Below are 19,133 nucleotides of genomic sequence, written 5' to 3' on the forward strand. Positions count from 1 at the left end.
CTCAGTGTGTGGTCGCCAGCGCCAGCGCTGGTTTGGGCCTGTGGAAAAACCGTTCAAGGTACAAGTATATGACCGGCGTAGTGAACAGCGTCAGTGCCTGGCTCACCAGCAAGCCACCGACTACCGCGATGCCCAACGGCTGACGCAGTTCCGCACCCGGTCCCGAGCCCAGCATCAACGGCACTGCGCCAAGCAAGGCGGCGAGGGTGGTCATGATGATTGGGCGGAACCGCGTGACGCAGGCTTCGTAAATCGCATCCTGCGGCGGCAACCCACGTACGCGTTGGGCTTCCAGGGCAAAGTCGATCATCAGGATGCCGTTCTTCTTCACAATGCCGATCAGCAATACCAGGCCGATCAAGGCCATGATTGAAAAATCCTGGCCCAGCAGCCACAGCATGACCAGCGCACCGAGGCCCGCCGAGGGGAGGGTGGAAATGATCGTCAGCGGGTGCACGAAACTCTCGTACAACACACCCAAGATAATGTAGACCGCCACCAGCGCCGCAAGGATCAACCACGGCTGGCTGGCCAGCGAACTCTGGAACGCCTGGGCCGCGCCCTGGAAATTGCCGATCAGGGTACTCGGCATGCCGATGTCGTTCTTGGCCTGGTCGAGCATGATCACGGCATCGCCCAGGGCCACGCCGGGGGCGAGGTTGAACGACAGGTTGGCGGCGGGGAACATGCCGTCATGGCTGATGGATAACGGCCCCACGCTCGGCGGGTCGACCTTGGCCAGCGCCGACAACGGCACCATCTCGTTGGTCAGCGGCGAGCGCAGGTAGAAGTAATTGAGGCTTTCGGCCTTGCCGCGCTGTTGGCTGTCCAGTTCGAGTATCACTTGGTATTGGTTGATCTCGGTCTGGAACTCGTTGATCTGGCGCTGGCCGAAGGCGTCGTACAGGGCCTGGTCGACATCGGTGGCGGTCAGGCCGAAGCGGGCAGCGGCCTGGCGGTCGATACTGATGTGGGTGATGCTGCCGCCCAGTTGCAGGTCATTGGACAGGTCGCGAAACGCCGGGTTGGCGCGCAGTTTTTCGGTGAGGCGTTGGGTCCAGGTGTTCAGCGTCGGGCCGTCATTGCTCTTGAGCACATACTGGTACTGGGCGCGGCTGGGGCCGGAGCTCAGGTTGATGTCCTGGCCAGCGCGCAGGTACAGCACGATACCCGGCACCTTGGCCAGTTGTGGGCGCAGGCGATCGATGAACTGGCTGGCGGATACGTCACGCTCACCGCGGTCTTTCAAGGCAATCCAGAAGCGCCCGTTGGCGATGGTCTGGTTGCTGCCGGTGACGCCCACTGAGTGGGAGAAGGCTTGCACTGCCGGGTCGGCTTTGACGATCTCGGCCAGTGCCTTGTGCTTGGCCACCATGTCCGGGTATGACACATCGGCCGCCGCCTCGCTGGTGCCGAGCACAAAACCGGTGTCCTGGACCGGGAAGAAACCCTTGGGGATAAACACGTAGCCGACCACGGCCAGGGCCAGGGTCACCGCGAAGATCGCGGCCATGCTGCGTTGGTGGTCCAGCGCACGGCGCAGGTTGCGTGCATAGCCGGCCAGCAGGCGTTCGCTGACGGTGGGCTTGGCGTGGGCGTGATGGGTGGGTGCACGCATGAACAGGGCCGCCAATGTCGGTGCCAGGGTCAGCGAAACCACCACCGAAATCAGGATGGTCGAGGTGGCTGTCAGCGCGAACTCCTTGAACAGCCGCCCGACCACGCCGCCCATGAACAGCAGCGGAATAAACGCCGCCACCAGCGAGAAGCTGATGGACACCACGGTAAAACCAATCTCGCCGGAACCCTTGATCGCGGCTTCGCGCTTGCCCAGGCCCGCCTCCAGGTGCCGGTGAATGTTCTCCACCACCACAATCGCATCGTCGACCACAAAGCCCACGGCAATCACGATGGCCACCAGGGTCAGGTTATTCAGGCTGAACCCCATCAGGTACATCAGGGCGAAACTGGCCACCAGCGATACGCCAAGCACAGCCGACACAATCAGCGTCGCCGACAACTGGCGCAGGAACAGCGCCATGACCGCCACCACCAGCAGGATAGCGATCAGCAGGGTCATTTCCACTTCATGCAATGAGGCGCGGATGGTTTTGGTGCGGTCGGTCAATACACTCACCTGCACCGAGGCCGGCAACATGCCTTGCAGGCGCGGCAGTTCGGCTTGAATGCGGTCGACGGTCTCGACGATGTTGGCGCCGGGCTGGCGTGAAATCACCAGGTTCACGCCCGGGGTATCGCCGGACCAGGCTTGCACGTAGGCGTTTTCTGAACCATTGACGACTTTGGCGATATCACGCAGTTGCACCGGCGCGCCGTCCTTGTAGGAAACGATCAGCTGACCGTATTCCTCCGGGTGAAACAGTTGGTCGTTAGTCGACAGTGTCGACACGCTGTCCTCGCCATAGATCGCGCCCTTGGCCAGGTTCAGGCTCGATTGCTGGATGGCCAGGCGGATATCGGCGAGGGTCAGGCCGATGGCCGCCAGCTTATCAGGGGATGCCTGCACACGAATCGCCGGACGCTGCTGGCCGGTGATGTTGATCTGGCCGACGCCGTCGATCTGGCTGATCTGGCGCGCCAGCAGGGTTTCCACGTAGTCGCTCAGCTCAGTGCTGGGCATGCTGGCTGAGCTGACGCTGAGGATCAGCACCGGGCTGTCCGCCGGGTTGACCTTTCTCCAGGTCGGCAAACTCGGCATATCGCTGGGCAGCTTGCCCGATGCGGTGTTGATCGCGGCCTGGACTTCCTGGGCGGCGGTGTCGATGCTTTTTTCCAGGGTGAATTGCAGGGTCAGCTGGCTGGACCCCAGGGCGCTGCTGGAGGTCATCTGGGTTATGCCGGGGATGGCACTGAATTGCACCTCCAGGGGCGTGGCCACCGATGAGGCCATGGTATCCGGGCTGGCGCCGGGCAGTTGCGCGGTAACCTGGATCGTCGGGAATTCCGCTTCCGGCAGTGGCGCGACGGACAGGCGCGGGAAGGCAATGATCCCCAACAAGACCAAGGCGAAGGTCAGCAGCAGGGTAGCGACCGGGTGATCGACACACCAGGCCGAGGGCGAACGGCTGCCGTTCATGGTTGCACCTTGGCTTCAGCGGTCTGGATTACCTGCGGCGGCTCCTTGAGCACCTCCACCCGGGCACCCGCCTTGAGCCGCGACTGACCGTCGCTGACCAGCACATCCCCGGCCTGCACGCCCTGGATGATGTTGATCTCGCTGTCCTGGTAGGCGACGTGCACCGGCACCACCTCCACGGTGTCATCGCTTACCCGGTACACGAAGTGCGAGTCCAGGCCACGCTGCACCACGGTGGGCGGCACCACCAGAGCGTTCTTGTCGAGGGCGGTCTGGATCTTGATGGTCACCAGTTGCCCAGGCCACAGCTTTTGCGCGGGGTTGTTGAACTCGGCCTTGGCCCGCAGGGTGCCGGTGGTGGAACTGATCTGGTTGTCGATCAGGCTCAGGTGGCCTTCGCCGAGCAGGTCGCCGGTCTGGCCGTCGGTGTCGGCGCCCAGGTAGGCATCGACACTTGCCCGGGTCGGCGCGGCAATCAGGCGCTGCAAGGTCGGCAGCATTTGCTGGGGCAGGGAGAATGTCACGGCTATCGGGTCGATCTGGGTGACTGAAAACAGTCCCTGGGTGTCGCTCATGCGCAGAAAGTTACCTTCGTCCACGCTGCGAATACCCACGCGACCGCTGACCGGGGAGCGAATCTGGGTGTAGGAAAGTTGTACCTGAGCCGCATCTATCGCGGCCTGGTTGCCCTGGGCCGTGGCCTTGAGCTGGTTGACCAGCGCCTGTTGCTGATCATAGGTCTGCTTTGACACGCCGTCGTCAATGCTCAGCTCCTTATAGCGCTTGAGGTTGACCAGTGCCACTTGCAGTTGCGCCTGGCTTTCGCCCAATTGCGCCTTGGCCTGGTCGAGGCTCGCCCGGATGGCGCGGTCGTCGATGCTTGCCAGCAAGTCACCGGCTTTCACCAGTTGGCCTTCCTTGACCAGCAGTTTGGTGAGGATGCCGTCAATCTGCGGACGAATCACCACACTGTGCAACGACAACACCGAGCCGATGCCGGTGACGAACCGCGGAACATCCTGTTGCACCACGCTCACCACCCGAACGGGAACTGCGCTGGGCGCTGCCAGCCGGGTCTTGGCCGGGCGGGTCAACGCCCAGGCTGCAACGGCCAGTATCAGGAGTACGCCCACCATCAGGGCCGTGTTTCGTTTTATGTGCATGGAAGGACGCCAGCGGCGCAGTTGCAAGTTTCAAGCTGCAAGCTGCAAGTTGAAGTTTGAATGAGTGCTTTATAGCGCTGTCATGCGGTCAGTACAGTGACGGCAAACTGACAGCGGTGACAGCTGGGGGCTTTGACTTCGGTTGAAGCGTACCGCTGGCAGCTCCAGCCCCGTATACTCGCGCTTTTATGCCTATAGCTGCGCCGGAGCCCTTATGTCTTCCCCCACCCAACCCCCTGTCGAAGCGGCCGAACTCGTCGACTTGGACACTGCCGACGGCGTTGAAAAAGCCGAGATCCCGGCGTTCAAGTTCCCTTTCAAACCGGGTGAGCTGGCCGGGGCAAAGCATGCCGGCCAGCCCTGGTACAAAGGCGGCGCCAAGAATGGCCATGCCAAGACGCCGGGTATGGCGCCACCGGGCACTCGTCGTTCGATGGGTAAACGTTAGGATCAAAGTTTGTTGCGCTGTATCGGCTGTTGCCTACGGCGTATGTAGATATTTCTGATTGTAGGTCCGCGCCCATTTCTTGAAAGCTGGCACAGCATTTTACTCCGCCCCAATGACGCTCATCGGGGGCGGTGAGCCAGTTTTTCCCGGAAAAGGACGTTCCTGTGGCCCTGATACACATTTGTGCAGTGTTTGCTCTCTTGCTGTCGACGACTGTTGCTGCCGCCAGCGATCAACCACGGCACGAAATCCGTTTCGCCGTCGCCGCGCACTTCCCGCCGTTCCAACACCGCAACTCGCAAGGACAACTGGTGGGGCTGAATATCGAACTGGGCAACGCCCTGTGCGAGCAACTCAACGTGCGCTGTACCTGGGTCGACCAGGTGGTCATGGAAAACTTCCCGGCCCTTGAAGGCCGAATGTTCGACGCGATCATGGGCATGGCGCCGACGTCGAATCGGCGACAACGGGTGAGCTTTACCCATGCGCTCTACCCCATCACTACTCGCTTGGTGGCCCGGAAAACAGCTGGCCTGACTCCTGATCGGCGGTCGCTCAAGGGCAAGCGTGTCGGGGTCTTGGTCAGAAGCAATCGTGAAGCCTTTGCCCTGTCGCAGTGGGCGCCGGCAGGCGTGATCATCAAGAGCTTCTGGCTAAACGATCAACTGATCAACAGCCTCCTCGCAGGCGATATCGATGCGACCCTGCAAGGTGCGGTAGAGATACGCGAGGCCCTGCTGGACACGGCCCAGGGCCTGGATTTCGATTTTCTCGGACCCGTTGTCTCGTCTGAGCTGTTGGGCGACAGCGTGGCGATCGCAGTGCGCAAGCTCGATACCTCGTTGCGCAATGAACTCAACCATGCGCTTGAACAGCTGATGCAAAACGGCGAATACCAGCGCATCGTCGAGCCCTATCGGCTCAATGTATTGCCCTCCAGTCCGTGATGGCTGGGGGCAAGCCCCATCGACATGACGAGCACCCGCCAAATCCCCATCAGCTATCAGGCCGCCCGCAACGAAATAAACGCATAGTTGGCCGGCACCTCGGTGGCAATCTGAGCCCCGGCGTCCAGCAGTTGTTCGGCGATATCCATCCCGGACACATGGAACACCCATTCAGTAGCCATGGCTGGCTGCTCTGTCGCCTGCTCAATGGCGTGGGCGAATGCCTGCATATCTGGCAGGTACGCGGTAAAGCCGTCGCCTTTGAGCGCAGTTGTCCGAATGCCGAGCAAGGCGCACACCGCCTCCTTGGCCTGTACATCATCACGGTCGGCCTGGCGCGAACGACGGATCAGCTCAGCCAGCTCCAGGTCCATCAATTCGCCACCGACGATCAGCGCCGGGCCCTGTTCCCAGGATTGCGGCGGGCAATCCTTGGCGCCCGGGTTCAGCGGGATATGCGGGTTGATCTCCATCGGATAGATCCGGCACACCAAAGGGCGTCGCTCATAGATGCGGCAGCGGTTGTCTTCGTCAAGATTCCGGCAGGGGCCGGCGTTGTAGGCGGCAAAGGTGATTGCCACGAACGCCTCGGTATTGCCGCTGGGCACGACCACCGAACGGCGTTCGGCATGCTCGCGTTGTTGCAGAGGCAAACCCAGGCCGTTACGCAGGAAGCCTTCGACCAGAACGATGACATTGCCGCCGTCCGCCGCCCATTGCCGGGCCTCTTCAAGGGTCAGGGGCACATGATGGTCGTTGCAGCATTTGCCACAACCTACGCAGGAAAAATGAGTGTTCATGACGGATCTGTCACCAGGCAAGTTCAGAGGAGACGCTTGAGGGGTGACGGGTTTTTACCTCTATCCACCGCTCGGGCTCTCTGGAAGCAAGTTATGCGCCAGTGGTTATCAGTCCTTGGGCAATACGTCCCGTAGGACAAATTTCATACCTGCACTTTCATACAGCTGCCGGGCGCGCAAGTTGCTCTCCAGCACCTTAAGGTCCACATAAGGTTCGCCGCGCTGCTTGAACATCTGGAAGGCCTGCAGCAACAAGGCGCGGCCCAGTCCCTGGCCCTGGGCGCAAGGGTGTACGCAGAGATTCTTGATAAAGGCGCTGGTCCAGCATTGCGCCACCCCAAGGATGCCGTCGGCGTTACTGGCTACCAGGCACAATGTCGGATCGAACTCGGCATTGGTGACGAATTGCCGGCGCCATTCATCCAGCCTGGCGACACGGCCGCCGCCCTGGTCCTGGGTCATGCGCAGCACGGCATGGATCGCCGGGGCCAGTTCATCCCGGTAATGATCCAGCCGCGTATCTGTTGGCCACTGCGGGGCGGGCAGGCTGCCTGTGAGGTCGCGACGCAGCAGCTGGAAATAATCGGCCAACGCCTACAGACCCTTCTGCGCCACGGCTTTGGCGGCGACGACCAGGCACTTGGTCAGTTCCGGCGATGAGAACTTGGTCAGCACCGCATCGGCGCCGGCCAGGCGGGCTTTTTCGCTGTTCATCGCGCTGTCCAGGGAGGTGTGCAACAGCACGTAGAGGTCCTGGAAGTCCGGGGTTTCGCGCAGGGTACGGGTCAGGGCGTAGCCGTCCATCTCGGACATTTCGATGTCCGACACCACCACGTTGATCTGCTCGCCGGTGCCTTGCAGCTCCAGCAATACGTCGATGGCCTCCTTGGCGCTGCGGGCGGTGTGGCAGGTCAGGCCGAGGTTGCGCAAGGTGTGTACCGATTGCTGCAGGGCCACCTGGCTGTCGTCCACCACCAGGATGCGCGCATTGCCCAGTACTTCGGCTTCTTCCATGGTCAGGTCGGTCGGCGCCGCTTCAATCGGTGCCGGGGCGATGCCGTGGATGACTTTCTCGATATCCAGCACCTGCACCAGGCCACCTTCTACCTGGGTCACCCCGGTGATAAACGCCCGATTGCCGCCGGAGCCGTAGGGCGGCGGGCGGATATCGGTGGTCAGGCAATGCACGATCTTGCTCACCGCCTGCACATGCAGGCCCTGCTTGGAACGGCTGACATCGGTGACGATCAGGCAGCCGCCGTCCGGGTCTTGCAGGGGCATTTCGCCCAGGGCGCGGCTCAAGTCGATCACCGACAGCGAAGCGCCGCGCAAGGTGGCGATACCTTTGACGTGGGGATGCGACTCCGGCAGTTTGGTCAACGGCGGGCAGGGGATGATTTCACTGACTTTCAACAGGTTGATGGCCATCAGCTTGCCGCTGCGCAAGGTAAAGAGCAGAAGCGAGAGTGAGTCTGCGCGGGCTTTGGTGGTGGACATAAAAACCTTCTGTGGATCAGGGATGACGATCATCTATGGAAGGTTATCGACTCGGCTGGTCTGGGCTTTAACCGGATTTTGTGTCGGGCACTGCTAATGTGGGAGGGGCTTGCTCCCGATAGCGGCGTGTCAGTCAGCAGATGTACAACTGATCCACCGCCATCGGGAGCAAGCCCCTTCCCACATTGGGTTATGTATCAGCCTTTCCAGGCATGGGGATTCACCAGATCCTGCGGGCGTTGGCCCAGCAGCGCGCTGCGCAGGTTGGCCACGGCGCGGTTGGCCATGGCTTCGCGGGTTTCATCGGTGGCCGAGCCGATATGCGGCAGGGTCACGGCATTGCTCAACTGGAACAGCGGCGATTCGGCCAGCGGTTCCTTCTCATATACATCCAGCCCGGCGCCGCGAATACGTTGGGTTTGCAGGGCTTCGACCAGTGCCGGTTCATCCACCACCGGTCCGCGGGAAATATTGATCAGGATCGCGCTGGACTTCATCAGGCCCAATTCGCGGGTGCTGATCAAGTGACGGGTCTTGTCGCTCAATGGCACCACCAGGCAGACAAAATCCGCCTCGGCCAGCAACTGGTCCAGGCTCCGGAACTGCGCGCCGAGCTCTTGTTCCAGCGCGGTCTTGCGGCTGTTGCCGCTGTACAGGATCGGCATGTTGAACCCCAGACGTCCACGCCGGGCAACGGCTGCGCCGATATTGCCCATGCCGACGATGCCCAGGGTCTTGCCGTGCACATCGCAGCCAAACAACGGTGCGCCCACGCTGGCTTTCCAGTGGCCGGCCTTGGTCCAGGCGTCCAGCTCGGCCACCCGGCGTGCGCTGCTCATCAGCAGGGCAAAGGCCAGGTCGGCGGTGCTTTCGGTGAGCACATCGGGGGTGTTGGTGAGCATGATCCCGCGCTCATTGAAGTACGGCACGTCATAGTTGTCGTAACCCACCGACACACTGGACACCACCTCCAGCTTGCTCGCGCCTTCGAGTTGCTCGCGGCCGAGCTTGCGGCCCACACCGATCAAGCCGTGGGCGTGGGGCAGGGCTTCGTTGAACTGTACGTTGATATCCCCCTGTTTGGGGTTGGGCACGATCACCTCGAAATCCTGTTGCAGGCGTTCGATCATGGGCGCGGTGATGCGGCTGAAGGCCAGGACAGTCTTTTTCATTGCAGGCGGGCTCATCGACTACGGAAGAATGCCAAGCACGCTAACATTCCCGCCGTTGATTGTCAGGACACCGTAGCTCTAAAGGGGAGCAAGCCCCCTCCCACAGTTGTTCTGTGTTGTCAGGCAGAAATCAGGTCGCCATCCGCACGCCACCCAGACCACCACTCAACTCGTACGCCACCAGCTCAGCCTGGTGCGCCGCCAGGATCTCCGGCAACGAACCGCGCAGGTATTCCACCCAGGTCTTGATCTTTGCATCCAGGTATTGGCGCGAGGGGTAGATGGCGTACAGGTTCAATTCCTGGGAGCGGTAGGTCGGCATCACCCGCACCAGTGTGCCGTTGCGCAGCCCTTCGATGGCGGCATATACCGGCAGCAGGCCGACGCCCATGCCGCTGGTAATTGCGGTTTTCATCGCGTCGGCCGAATTGACCAGGAACGGCGAGCTGTTGATCGCCACGCTTTCCTGGCCTTCGGGGCCGTTGAAGGTCCATTTGTCCAGCTGGATCACCGGGCTGACCAGGCGCAGGCACGCATGGTTGAGCAAGTCCTGGGGCCGCTGTGCGCAGCCCTTGGCCTTGACGTATTCCGGTGAGGCGCAGGCGATGCTGTAGGTGATGCCCAGGCGCTGGGACACGAACCCTGAATCCGGCAGTTCGCTGGCCAGCACGATGGATACGTCGTAGCCCTCGTCGAGCAGGTCCGGCACGCGGTTGGCCAGGGTCAAGTCGAAGGTCACGTCGGGATGGGTGCGGCGGTAGCGGGCAATCGCGTCGATGACGAAGTGCTGGCCGATGCCGGTCATGGTATGCACTTTGAGCTGCCCGGCGGGACGGGCGTGGGCGTCGCTGGCTTCGGCTTCGGCTTCCTCCACATAGGCGAGGATCTGCTCGCAGCGCAGCAAATAGCGCTTGCCGGCCTCGGTCAGCGCGATACGCCGGGTGGTGCGGTTGAGCAAGCGGGTTTGCAGATGGGCCTCAAGGTTGGAGACCGCGCGCGAGACATTGGCCGTAGTGGTGTCCAGTTGCACGGCGGCAGCAGTGAAGCTGCCGGCTTCGGCCACGCAACTGAAAGCGCGCATGTTTTGCAAAGTGTCCATGGAGTGTTCTCAAGGGAGATAGCAAATTGTGACAGAAAGTTACGCCGTCCAGTGATCCCTACCAACGGATTATCGCCTGAACGGTAACAAAGATTCACAGGAATGCCAGCTTATCGTCCTCCATGGCGCCGCCTAGAATTGCGCCACCTCTTGCGCAACACCCTCTCAGGAATTCGCTTGCCGTGCCGCGTCACATCAGCAGAGAGCTGAAGACTCTCAGTGTTTGGGCCTTATCGTTAGCCATCAGCGGTTGCATCGGTACCGGAGGAATCGCCCCCCAGGGTCAGGCCCTCAACGCCAATACCCTGACCACCGACGAAGCCATTCAAGCCGCCGCCCAGGACGCCCATTGGCCCACCATTCAATGGTGGCAAGCCTACGGTGATCCGCAGCTCAACCGCTGGGTCGAGCTCGCCACCCAGAACAGTCCCAGCCTCGCCATGGCCGCTGCACGGGTGCGGCAAGCGCGGGCGCTGGCCGGGGTAGCGGAGTCGACCGAGTCGTTGCAGATCAACAGCGACACCACCCTCAAGCGCCACAACTGGCCGAAGGATCAGTTCTACGGCCCCGGCGAACTGAGCGGCGCCAACACCTGGGACAATAATTCGTCCCTGGGCCTGAGTTATGCCCTCGACCTGTGGGGCCGGGAAAGCAATAACACCGAGCGCGCCGTCGACCTCGCCCATATGAGCGCCGCCGAAGCGCGCCAGGCCCAGCTCGAACTGCAGAGCAACGTGGTGCGCGCCTATATCCAGCTGTCGTTGCACTACGCCAACCGCGATATCGTCGCTGCCACCCTGGCCCAGCAACAGCAGATTCTCGACTTGGCCCACAAACGCCTGGACGCCGGGATCGGCACGCATTTCGACGTCAGCCAGGCCGAAAGCCCGCTGCCGGAAACCCATCGCCAACTGGATGCTCTTGACGAAGAAATCGCCTTGAGCCGTAACCAACTGGCAGCGCTGGCGGGCAAAGGCCCAGGCGAGGGCGCGCAGTTGCAGCGCCCGTGCCTGACTCTCGCTGCACCGTTGAAACTGCCCTCGAGCCTGCCGGCGCAGTTGCTCGGGCAGCGCCCGGACGTGGTCGCCAGCCGCTGGCAGGTGGCGGCCCAGGCCCGTGGCATCGATGTGGCCCACGCCGGTTTCTACCCCAACGTCGACTTGGTCGGTAGCCTCGGCTACATGGCCACTGGTGGCGGCATGCTGGAATTTCTGGCGGGGAAGAAATTCAACTACAACGTCGGCCCGGCGATCACCTTGCCAATTTTTGACGGCGGCCGCCTGCGCGCCCAACTGGGCGAAGCCAGTGCCGGTTATGACATGGCCGTCGCCCAATACAACCAGACCCTGGTCAACGCGCTTAAGGGTGTCAGCGACCAGTTGATCCGCCGCGAGTCCATGGACAAGCAGTCGGCCTTCGCCGCGCAGTCGGTGGCCTCGGCGCAGAAAACCTACGACATCGCCATGATCGCCTACCAACGTGGCCTGACCGATTACCTCAATGTGCTCAACGCCCAGACCCTGCTGTTCCGTCAGCAACAGGTCGAGCAACAGGTGCAGGCGGCGCGCCTGGGTGCCCATGCGCAATTGGTGACCGCCCTGGGCGGCGGCCTCGGTGCCGGCAACGATGTGCCCCAGGATGCCAGGATCCTTCCGAGCAAGACTCCGGCGGCGCTTGCCGTGTTTGATCACTGAGTAGGATTTGATGACTCCCTTGCCTGCACCGCTGCGCTGGCTGCATTCCCTTGAGTGGCGCCGTGGCTTTTTCGACTGGGCACGCAGCGACGGCGTGACCTGGGTGTATATCTTCAAGGTGCTGGTCGCTGCGTTTCTCACGCTGTGGCTGGCCATGCGCCTGGAACTGCCGCAACCGCGCACGGCGATGATCACCGTATTTATCGTAATGCAGCCCCAGAGCGGCCAGGTGTTCGCCAAGAGTTTCTACCGCTTCCTTGGCACTTTGGCGGGGTCGGCGGTGATGGTGCTGCTGATCGCCTTGTTTGCGCAGAACACCGAACTGTTCCTGGGCGCGCTGGCGATCTGGGTGGGCATTTGTACCGCTGGCGCCACACGTAACCGCAACTTCCGCGCCTATGGCTTTGTGCTCGCCGGCTACACCGCGGCGATGGTCGGCCTGCCGGCCCTGGCCCACCCGGACGGTGCCTTTATGGCGGCCGTATGGCGGGTGCTGGAAATCTCCCTGGGGATTCTTTGCTCGACGCTGGTGAGCGCGGCAATTCTGCCGCAGACCTCCAGCGCGGCCATGCGCAACGCGTTGTACCAGCGTTTCGGCGTGTTCGCGTTGTTCGTTACCGACGGCCTGCGTGGGCGCAGCCAGCGCGAGCATTTCGAGGCCAGCAACGTGCGCTTTATCGCCGAAGCGGTAGGCCTGGAAGGCTTGCGCAGCGTCACCGTGTTTGAAGACCCACACATGCGTCGGCGCAACGGGCGGCTCAGTCGCCTCAACAGCGAATTCATGAGCATCACCACGCGCTTCAACGCCCTGCACCAGTTGCTTGAACGCTTGCGTGCCGATGAGGCCGATCATGTGGTCGCAGCGATCAAACCCGGCCTGCAAGACCTCGCCGAAGTGCTCGACAGCTTCTCCGGCCGTGCCCTCACCAGCCCGGATGCCGCACGCCTGGTCAACCAACTGAGTGCCTACAAGGACGGCCTGCCCGCCAAGGTGCGCAGCCTGCGGGCGAGTTTCCAGGACGATAAGCCTACCGAAGCCGAGCAACTGGATTTTCATACTGCCTACGAGCTGCTGTACCGCTTCGTCGACGACCTGCACAACTACGCGCAAACCCACGCGTCCCTGGCCGACCACCACCATGCGCGGGAAGACTGGCACGAGTCCTACACGCCAAAAACCAACTGGCTGGCCTGTGCTGCCGCCGGACTGCGGGCCTCGTTTATCCTCATCGTGCTGGGCAGCTACTGGGTGGCAACCGCCTGGCCCAGTGGCGCGACCATGACCTTGATCGCGGCAGCCACGGTGGGCCTCTCCGCCGCCACGCCCAACCCCAAGCGCATGGCGTTCCAGATGGCCTGCGGCACCTTGATCGGCGCCTTGGTCGGCTTTGTCGAAATGTTCTTCGTGTTCCCCAGGATCGACGGCTTCGCGCTGCTGTGCGTGATGCTCGCACCGGTGATCATCTTTGGCGCCTTTCTTTCTTCCCGGCCCCGGTACGCGGGTGTCGGCGTGGGCTTGTTGATCTTCTTCAGCACCGGCTCGGTGCCGGACAACCTCACGGTCTACAACCCCTACACCTTTATCAATGACTACATCGCCATGGTCATCGGCATGCTGGTGTGCGCGGCAGCGGGGGCGATCATCCTGCCGCCCAACAGCCGTTGGCTATGGCGTCGCTTGGAACAGGACCTGCGTGAGCAGGTGGTGTACGCAATCAGCGGCAAGCTCAAGGGGCTGGCGTCGAGTTTCGAAAGCCGTACCCGCGACCTGCTGCACCAGGCCTACGGCCTCGCGGTCGGCCAGCCGCAGGTGCAGCGCGACCTGCTGCGCTGGATGTTCGTGGTATTGGAAGTCGGCCACGCGATCATCGAGTTGCGCAAGGAGCAAGCGATTCTTCCGGTGCACCCGGCGTATGCCGAGTCCCAGCCATGGCGCCAGGCAATCCGTGTAATGGGCCGCTCGTTGGTGCGCTTGTTCTTGCAACCCAGCGCCAGCAACCTGGAGCGCGGCTTGATCGCCGTCGACCATGCGATCAGCCGCGTACAGGCCACCGACGAGCCTTTCGCCCCGCACTTCGACACCTCTGCCCTGCGCCGGGTGAAGAGCTACCTGCACTTTATCCGCACCTCGCTGCTCGACCCGCAATCGCCACTGGCGGCCCTCAAAGGCGCCACGCAAGGAGCCATGAATGCCCCGTGAAATCGCATTCCACGGCATCTATATGCCGACCATGACCCTGATGTTCCTGATCGCCGCGGGGCTGGCCTGGGCGGTTGACCGCTTCCTCGCCGGGTTCGACCTGTACCGGTTTTTCTGGCACCCGGCGTTGCTGCGCCTGAGCCTGTTCGCTTGCCTGTTCGGCGCCCTGGCGCTGAGCGTCTACCGTTGAGAATGCCCCGATGAAAAAATTTTTCAGCCTGCTCGCAACCTTGCTGGTACTGGCGTTGGCGATCTGGATTGGCCGCACGTTGTGGGTGCACTACATGCAAACACCATGGACCCGCGATGGCCGGGTGCGTGCCGACATTATTAACGTCGCGGCGGACGTTACCGGCGAAGTGGTAGACGTGCCGGTACGCGATAACCAGTTGGTGAAAAAAGGTGACCTGCTGATGCAGATCGACCCCGAGCACTACCGCATCGCCGTCAAGCAGGCGCAATCGCTGGTGGCGTCACGCAAGGCCACCTGGGAGATGCGCAAGCTCAACGCCCACCGCCGCGCCGACCTCGACGCCCTGGTGATCTCCAGGGAAAACCGCGACGACGCCAGTAACATCGCCGACTCGGCCCTGGCCGATTACCAACATGCCCTGGCGCAGCTGGAAGCCGCTGAGCTCAACCTGAAACGCACCCGTGTGCTGGCGGCGGTGGATGGCTACGTCACCAATCTCAATGTGCATCGCGGCGACTATGCGCGTATTGGCGAGGCGAAGATGGCCGTGGTGGATATGAATTCGTTCTGGGTCTATGGCTTCTTTGAAGAAACCAAGCTGCCCCATGTCAAAGTCGGTGACAAAGCCGACATGCAGCTGATGAGCGGCGAGACCCTAAAGGGCCATGTGGAAAGCATCTCCCGTGGCATCTATGACCGCGACAACCCCGAGAGCCGGGAGTTGATTGCGGATGTGAACCCGACGTTCAACTGGGTGAGGTTGGCGCAGCGTGTGCCGGTGCGGATTCATATCGATGAAGTGCCGGAAGGCGTGTTGTTGGCGGCTGGCATCACCTGCACGGTGATCGTCAACCCAACACAAAACTAAAATGTGGGAGGGGGCTTGCTCCCGATAGCAGTGTGTCAGTCGGTACATCTGACACTGACACACCGCTATCGGGAGCAAGCCCCCTCCCACATTTAGACCCGTGTTATGCCTTGATGAAGGTTTCATGCAAGTGCCGCCAAAGCAGCGCGCCGCTGGCCTGCTTTTCGAACACCACCGTGGCGCGGCGATCCGTCTGGGTGCCACTGTCATCCACCTGGTGCTCACGGTAAGTCACCGTAGCCCCCCGCGCATGACGATCAATGCCGGTCATTTCACTCAAGGTGATTTTCAAACCCGGGCGCATTCCGCCCAGGCGCGTGAACAGCGCATTGACCCCGGCTCTATTGACGCGCGTACCGGTGGCGGGCGCGATCATGCTGAACTCGGGTGAGAAGCGCGCCAGCAGGTTTTGCAGGGTGCCCTCAGGCGCAACGCCGGCGAACCATTGCTCGATCTCGACGTGGGTCTGGATCACTTCTTCAAAAAAATCGCTGTAGTCAATCATGCTTGGGCTCGCTGGAAGGGTGAAGCAGGCTGCGTACCCTGGATGCATCCAGGCGCAACACTGCGAAAAGCGGCAACAGGGTCAAGGCTGCCGCCATCGTGAAGGTTATGGCGAAGGAATCCAAGGCCGACAGCACGGCACTGAGCACGGCGGCGCCCACGCAGAAACTCACTTGGCGGTTGATATTCCACAAGGCGCTGGCGTGGCCCATGCGCTCGGCGGCGATATCCAGGAAAGCCAGGGTCTGCGCGGTGCTGCTGCACAGGCTGCCGCCCAGGCCCATCAACGCGTAAGCCGCAATGATCAAGGTCGGCTCGTTGAGCAACAGGATGCCGCCGCATTGCAGTGCCATGCCCGCCACCAACAAGGGTTTCGGGCCACAGCGATTGAAGAGTTGCTTGCTCAGGTGGATCGCCATGGCCGAGGCCAGGGCCCAGGGCAACATGAGTGCGCCGGCCTCGGTGGCGTCATACCCCAGGCCGCGCACATAGAGGATGGCGATCAGGCTCGTGCCGATAAATACCCCGGGAATGCACAGGTAGACCAGCATCGCCACGCGCAGCATCGGGCTGGCGGCCTGTTTGAAAATACTGCCCAGGTCCAGGGGCGGGCGCACGCTTGTGGGCACATCGGGTTTTATCCATAGGAGTGTCAGCAACAGGGTGATCAAGGCCAGTGGCACGTTGGCGTAGAAGATCCAACGCCAGGACAGGCTGTCGACAATCAGCCCGCCCAACGCCGGGGACAGCGCTGGCACCAGCAATGCCACCGACATTACCCGCGCTGTCAGGTGGCTGCGCTCAGCCGCTGGAAAGTGCCGGTAAGCCATGGCTTGCCCCACCGGAATCAACAAGCCGCCACCGAGTCCCTGCAAAGCGCGCCAGCCAATCAACGCGTCGATGGAACCGGCCTGGCCCACCATCACAGAGGCTCCTGCGAACAGCAGCAGGCTGGTGGCGATCAGTGTGCGCTCGCCCATGATTGCCGCCAGCCACACACTCAAGGGAATAATCACCGTCAACCCGAGCATGTAGGCATTGCTGATCCACGCCAGTTGCGTGACCGAGGCTTGCAATTCGCGGGCGATATCCGGGTAGGCGACGGTGGCGACAAACATGTTCACCAGGTCCAAGGCAAAGCCCAGTAAAAAGATCCAGGCGACTTTCGAGCGGTAGGTCATGAACGCGATCCTGCGAATGAAGCCGGCAGGGTAGGCCGCACGCAGGGTTTGGGATACGCCGGTTTGCCTGCTAGTTTGTCAAAAATATTTTGACAAAGGAGGGCGTGGCCCATGGTCAGCCTGGACCGATTCGACACCTTCAAGGCCGTGGTCGAGGCCGGCTCACTCACCGCCGCCGCTGATCTACTCGGCCAGACCCGCGCCGTGGTCAGCTTCAACCTCAAGCGCCTGGAGGCGGAACTGGGCGTCACCCTGCTGACCCGCAATACCCGCCAGTTGGCGCTCACCGATGCCGGCGAACGCTTCTACCTGCGCTGCACCCGCATGCTAGAAGAGGCCCGTTTGGCAGTGGAAGAAGCCCGTTCCGAGCACGCCCAGCTCAAGGGCACCCTGCGTATCACCACCACAGTGGAATATGCCCTGGCTGTGGTCGCCCCGGCGGTGGAAGCCTTTCGCCGCGTGCACCCGGACCTGAACATCCACTTATCCACATCCTCCACCCACGCCGATCTGATTTCCGAGCGTTTTGACGTGGCGATTCGCCTGGGGCGTTTGCTGGACTCCAATCACCGGGCGGTGCAGTTGTCGACGTTCGAGGTGTACGCTGTTGCGGCGCGAACGTTTGCCGGCGTTCAGACCCTGGATGAGTTGGAGCAGGTGCCCAGGCTGGGCCATGGCCGTTTGACCGAGTTGAGCGTGACCGACCCCGTCGGCCATGAGCATCAATACCGCGCCGGTCCCACGGCGTTAGTGGCCGACAGTGCGGCGGTGCTCCAGGCGTTTGCCGTGCGTGGCCATGGTGTGGCGATTCTGCCGCAATGGCTGGTGCAGGATGATCTGGACGCAGGCAGGCTGGTGCGCCTGTTGGCGGACCATCGCTTTGCTCCGCAAGGGATCTACGCGATGTATCCGGATACCCGGCACCTGCCGCTGAAGGTGCGGGCGTTTATTGATTTTATGAAGGGCTAGAGGCTGCCACTCAAGCCAAAGCGCTTCTTCAACACCTTCTCCAGCAATCCCTTGGGCAACAGCGCTGCCATCAACGGCAACGCGCGACTGCCGTTGCCCGAGCGCAGCAGGCGTGGTGGCTGGTTTTGTTGCACGGCCTTGAGCACATCCGCCGCAAACTCAGTGGCTGGGGTTGGCTTGTCCTGGGAGGCCTGGCTGCGCGCCCGAATGCCTTCGCGCAACGGCCACCAAGGCGACTTTTCATTGATCAACAATTCAGCCTGGGCCCCGGCATTCTTTGCAAAGCTGGTATTGATCGCGCCGGGTTGAACCTCCATGACACGCACGCCAAAAGGTGCCAACTCCATGCGCAGGGCATCGCTCAAGGCATGTACAGCCGCTTTGGACGCGCAGTAGGCGCCCGCGAACGGCGTTACCAACACACCGGAAACGCTGCCGATATTCACCACCAGCCCTTTGCTGCGACGCAGGGCGGGGAACAGCGCCTGGGTCACGCCGACGATGGAAAACACATTGGTTTGGAACTGGCGCTGCATCGCCTCGGTACCGCCGTCGAGCAACGGGCCCATGGCGCCGTAGCCAGCGTTGTTGACCAATACATCCAGCTCGCCCAATTGCTCGGCCAGTTGTTGCAAGGCGGCGCTGTCATTGACGTCCAACTGTACGGCATTGAAGCCTGCGGCAGCGAGGGCGGCGACATCATCGGGCTGGCGGGCGCTGGCCCATACGTTGAAGCCTGCGGCGTTGAACGCATCGGCGAGGGCGCGGCCGATGCCGCTGGAGCAACCGGTGATCAGTACGTTGGGCATGCATCATTCCTTTGTCAGTCCGAGAAACTGCCTTGCAGGTGCTCGGCGCGAAATTCCAGGGTTTGCGGGCGATAGCCAGGGCGCAATGGCGGTGTGGGCAAGCAATCGTCCCAGGTGGCACCGGCCTGCAATTCGCCGGGGCCACGATAGCGCGGGGCGGCGTAGACGTTGTCGGCCAGGTTGACCGTGTCGCCCGGCGCATAGGCGGCGACGCGCCAGCGCAATTCGGTCAGCGGTACGTCGTTGCCGTTGTTGAGTGTCAATTTCAGTGGGCGGTCGGTCGGGCATTCCTGCGGGGCATATGTGATGCGCAACTCAAGGCGCGCCAGTTGCGCGGCTTCGCGATTGTCCAGCCACACTACCCAGACGGCGACGAGACCCAGGCCGACGGCAGCCGTCAGCGACACCGGCAGGGCCTTGGCCGGGTAACGCAGCAGCAGGATCAGCCAGGTAATGATCAGTAAAACACCAACAAACATACTGAAAACCTCG

The 19,133-nt window shown here is 62.1% G+C and carries 18 protein-coding genes; 7 read left to right on the forward strand and 11 right to left on the reverse strand.

Going from position 1 to position 19,133, the window contains the following annotated elements:
* Position 1: 1 nt before the first annotated feature.
* Both KVH01_RS00790 and KVH01_RS00795 read right to left on the reverse strand, forming a co-directional pair.
* Entirely contained in the window at positions 2-3,097 is a 3,096-nt protein-coding gene (locus tag KVH01_RS00790; RefSeq protein ID WP_217880122.1) for a multidrug efflux RND transporter permease subunit, read from the reverse strand.
* Entirely contained in the window at positions 3,094-4,260 is a 1,167-nt protein-coding gene (locus KVH01_RS00795) for an efflux RND transporter periplasmic adaptor subunit (RefSeq protein WP_217880123.1), read from the reverse strand. Before KVH01_RS00795 ends, KVH01_RS00790 begins: the two co-directional genes overlap by 4 nt.
* A 214-nt stretch (positions 4,261-4,474) precedes the next feature.
* On the opposite strand from KVH01_RS00795, the gene KVH01_RS00800 reads away from it, so the two are divergent.
* Together KVH01_RS00800 and KVH01_RS00805 are read left to right on the forward strand one after the other, a co-directional pair.
* The gene (locus KVH01_RS00800) at positions 4,475-4,708 is read left to right on the forward strand and encodes a hypothetical protein (protein ID WP_043049765.1); all 234 of its coding nucleotides are present in this window, start codon (positions 4,475-4,477) and stop codon (positions 4,706-4,708) included.
* A gap of 164 nt (positions 4,709-4,872) precedes the next feature.
* Positions 4,873-5,655: a transporter substrate-binding domain-containing protein gene (locus tag KVH01_RS00805; RefSeq protein ID WP_124399402.1), complete on the forward strand. Its 783-nt coding sequence runs from the start codon at positions 4,873-4,875 to the stop codon at positions 5,653-5,655.
* Positions 5,656-5,711: 56 nt separating this feature from the next.
* Here KVH01_RS00805 and KVH01_RS00810 read toward each other — a convergent pair whose 3' ends face one another.
* The 5 genes from KVH01_RS00810 to KVH01_RS00830 form a co-directional block, all read right to left on the reverse strand.
* Entirely contained in the window at positions 5,712-6,455 is a 744-nt protein-coding gene (locus KVH01_RS00810) for a YkgJ family cysteine cluster protein (protein ID WP_217880124.1), read from the reverse strand.
* Between the two features lie 108 nt (positions 6,456-6,563).
* Positions 6,564-7,046: a GNAT family N-acetyltransferase gene (locus tag KVH01_RS00815; RefSeq protein WP_043049768.1), complete on the reverse strand. Its 483-nt coding sequence runs from the start codon at positions 7,044-7,046 to the stop codon at positions 6,564-6,566.
* A gap of 3 nt (positions 7,047-7,049) precedes the next feature.
* Positions 7,050-7,952, reverse strand: a complete 903-nt coding sequence (locus KVH01_RS00820) for a chemotaxis protein CheV (protein ID WP_043049769.1) — start codon at positions 7,950-7,952, stop codon at positions 7,050-7,052.
* A 197-nt stretch (positions 7,953-8,149) separates the two neighbouring features.
* On the reverse strand, positions 8,150-9,124 hold the full coding sequence (locus KVH01_RS00825) for a 2-hydroxyacid dehydrogenase (protein ID WP_217880125.1): 975 nt from the start codon (positions 9,122-9,124) through the stop codon (positions 8,150-8,152).
* Positions 9,125-9,254: 130 nt separating this feature from the next.
* A complete protein-coding gene (locus KVH01_RS00830; protein WP_043049771.1) occupies positions 9,255-10,223 on the reverse strand; it encodes a LysR family transcriptional regulator in 969 nt (322 codons plus the stop codon).
* Between the two features lie 182 nt (positions 10,224-10,405).
* Between KVH01_RS00830 and KVH01_RS00835 the strand changes: the two genes are divergently transcribed.
* From KVH01_RS00835 to KVH01_RS00850, 4 genes are read left to right on the forward strand one after another with little or no spacing between them, the layout of a single operon-like run.
* Complete coding sequence (locus KVH01_RS00835; protein WP_217880126.1) at positions 10,406-11,917, forward strand: efflux transporter outer membrane subunit; 1,512 nt, start codon at positions 10,406-10,408, stop codon at positions 11,915-11,917.
* 10 nt (positions 11,918-11,927) lie between these two features.
* Positions 11,928-14,117: an FUSC family protein gene (locus KVH01_RS00840; protein ID WP_217880127.1), complete on the forward strand. Its 2,190-nt coding sequence runs from the start codon at positions 11,928-11,930 to the stop codon at positions 14,115-14,117.
* Positions 14,107-14,307, forward strand: coding sequence for a DUF1656 domain-containing protein (locus KVH01_RS00845; protein WP_003188711.1), 201 nt, complete (start codon positions 14,107-14,109; stop codon positions 14,305-14,307). The genes KVH01_RS00840 and KVH01_RS00845 overlap by 11 nt, the downstream gene beginning before the upstream one ends.
* Positions 14,308-14,317: 10 nt before the next feature.
* Entirely contained in the window at positions 14,318-15,178 is an 861-nt protein-coding gene (locus KVH01_RS00850) for an efflux RND transporter periplasmic adaptor subunit (protein ID WP_057701531.1), read from the forward strand.
* Positions 15,179-15,281: 103 nt separating this feature from the next.
* On the opposite strand, the gene KVH01_RS00855 is transcribed toward KVH01_RS00850, so the two are convergent.
* Entirely contained in the window at positions 15,282-15,683 is a 402-nt protein-coding gene (locus KVH01_RS00855) for a nuclear transport factor 2 family protein (protein ID WP_043049775.1), read from the reverse strand.
* A complete protein-coding gene (locus tag KVH01_RS00860) occupies positions 15,676-16,863 on the reverse strand; it encodes an MFS transporter (RefSeq protein WP_217880128.1) in 1,188 nt (395 codons plus the stop codon). Before KVH01_RS00860 ends, KVH01_RS00855 begins: the two co-directional genes overlap by 8 nt.
* A gap of 111 nt (positions 16,864-16,974) precedes the next feature.
* On the opposite strand from KVH01_RS00860, the gene KVH01_RS00865 reads away from it, so the two are divergent.
* Complete coding sequence (locus tag KVH01_RS00865; protein ID WP_217880129.1) at positions 16,975-17,832, forward strand: LysR family transcriptional regulator; 858 nt, start codon at positions 16,975-16,977, stop codon at positions 17,830-17,832.
* On the opposite strand, the gene KVH01_RS00870 is transcribed toward KVH01_RS00865, so the two are convergent.
* Positions 17,829-18,641, reverse strand: coding sequence for an SDR family oxidoreductase (locus KVH01_RS00870; protein ID WP_217880130.1), 813 nt, complete (start codon positions 18,639-18,641; stop codon positions 17,829-17,831). The two genes, KVH01_RS00865 and KVH01_RS00870, sit on opposite strands and share 4 nt — an antisense overlap.
* 14 nt (positions 18,642-18,655) lie before the next feature.
* The gene (locus tag KVH01_RS00875) at positions 18,656-19,120 is read right to left on the reverse strand and encodes a multidrug transporter (protein WP_124399411.1); all 465 of its coding nucleotides are present in this window, start codon (positions 19,118-19,120) and stop codon (positions 18,656-18,658) included.
* Between the last annotated feature and the right edge of the window lie 13 nt (positions 19,121-19,133).

Origin of the sequence: Pseudomonas khavaziana (assembly GCF_019145205.1) — a bacterium.
In the GTDB taxonomy this organism is placed as follows: Bacteria; Pseudomonadota; Gammaproteobacteria; order Pseudomonadales; family Pseudomonadaceae; genus Aquipseudomonas; species Aquipseudomonas khavaziana.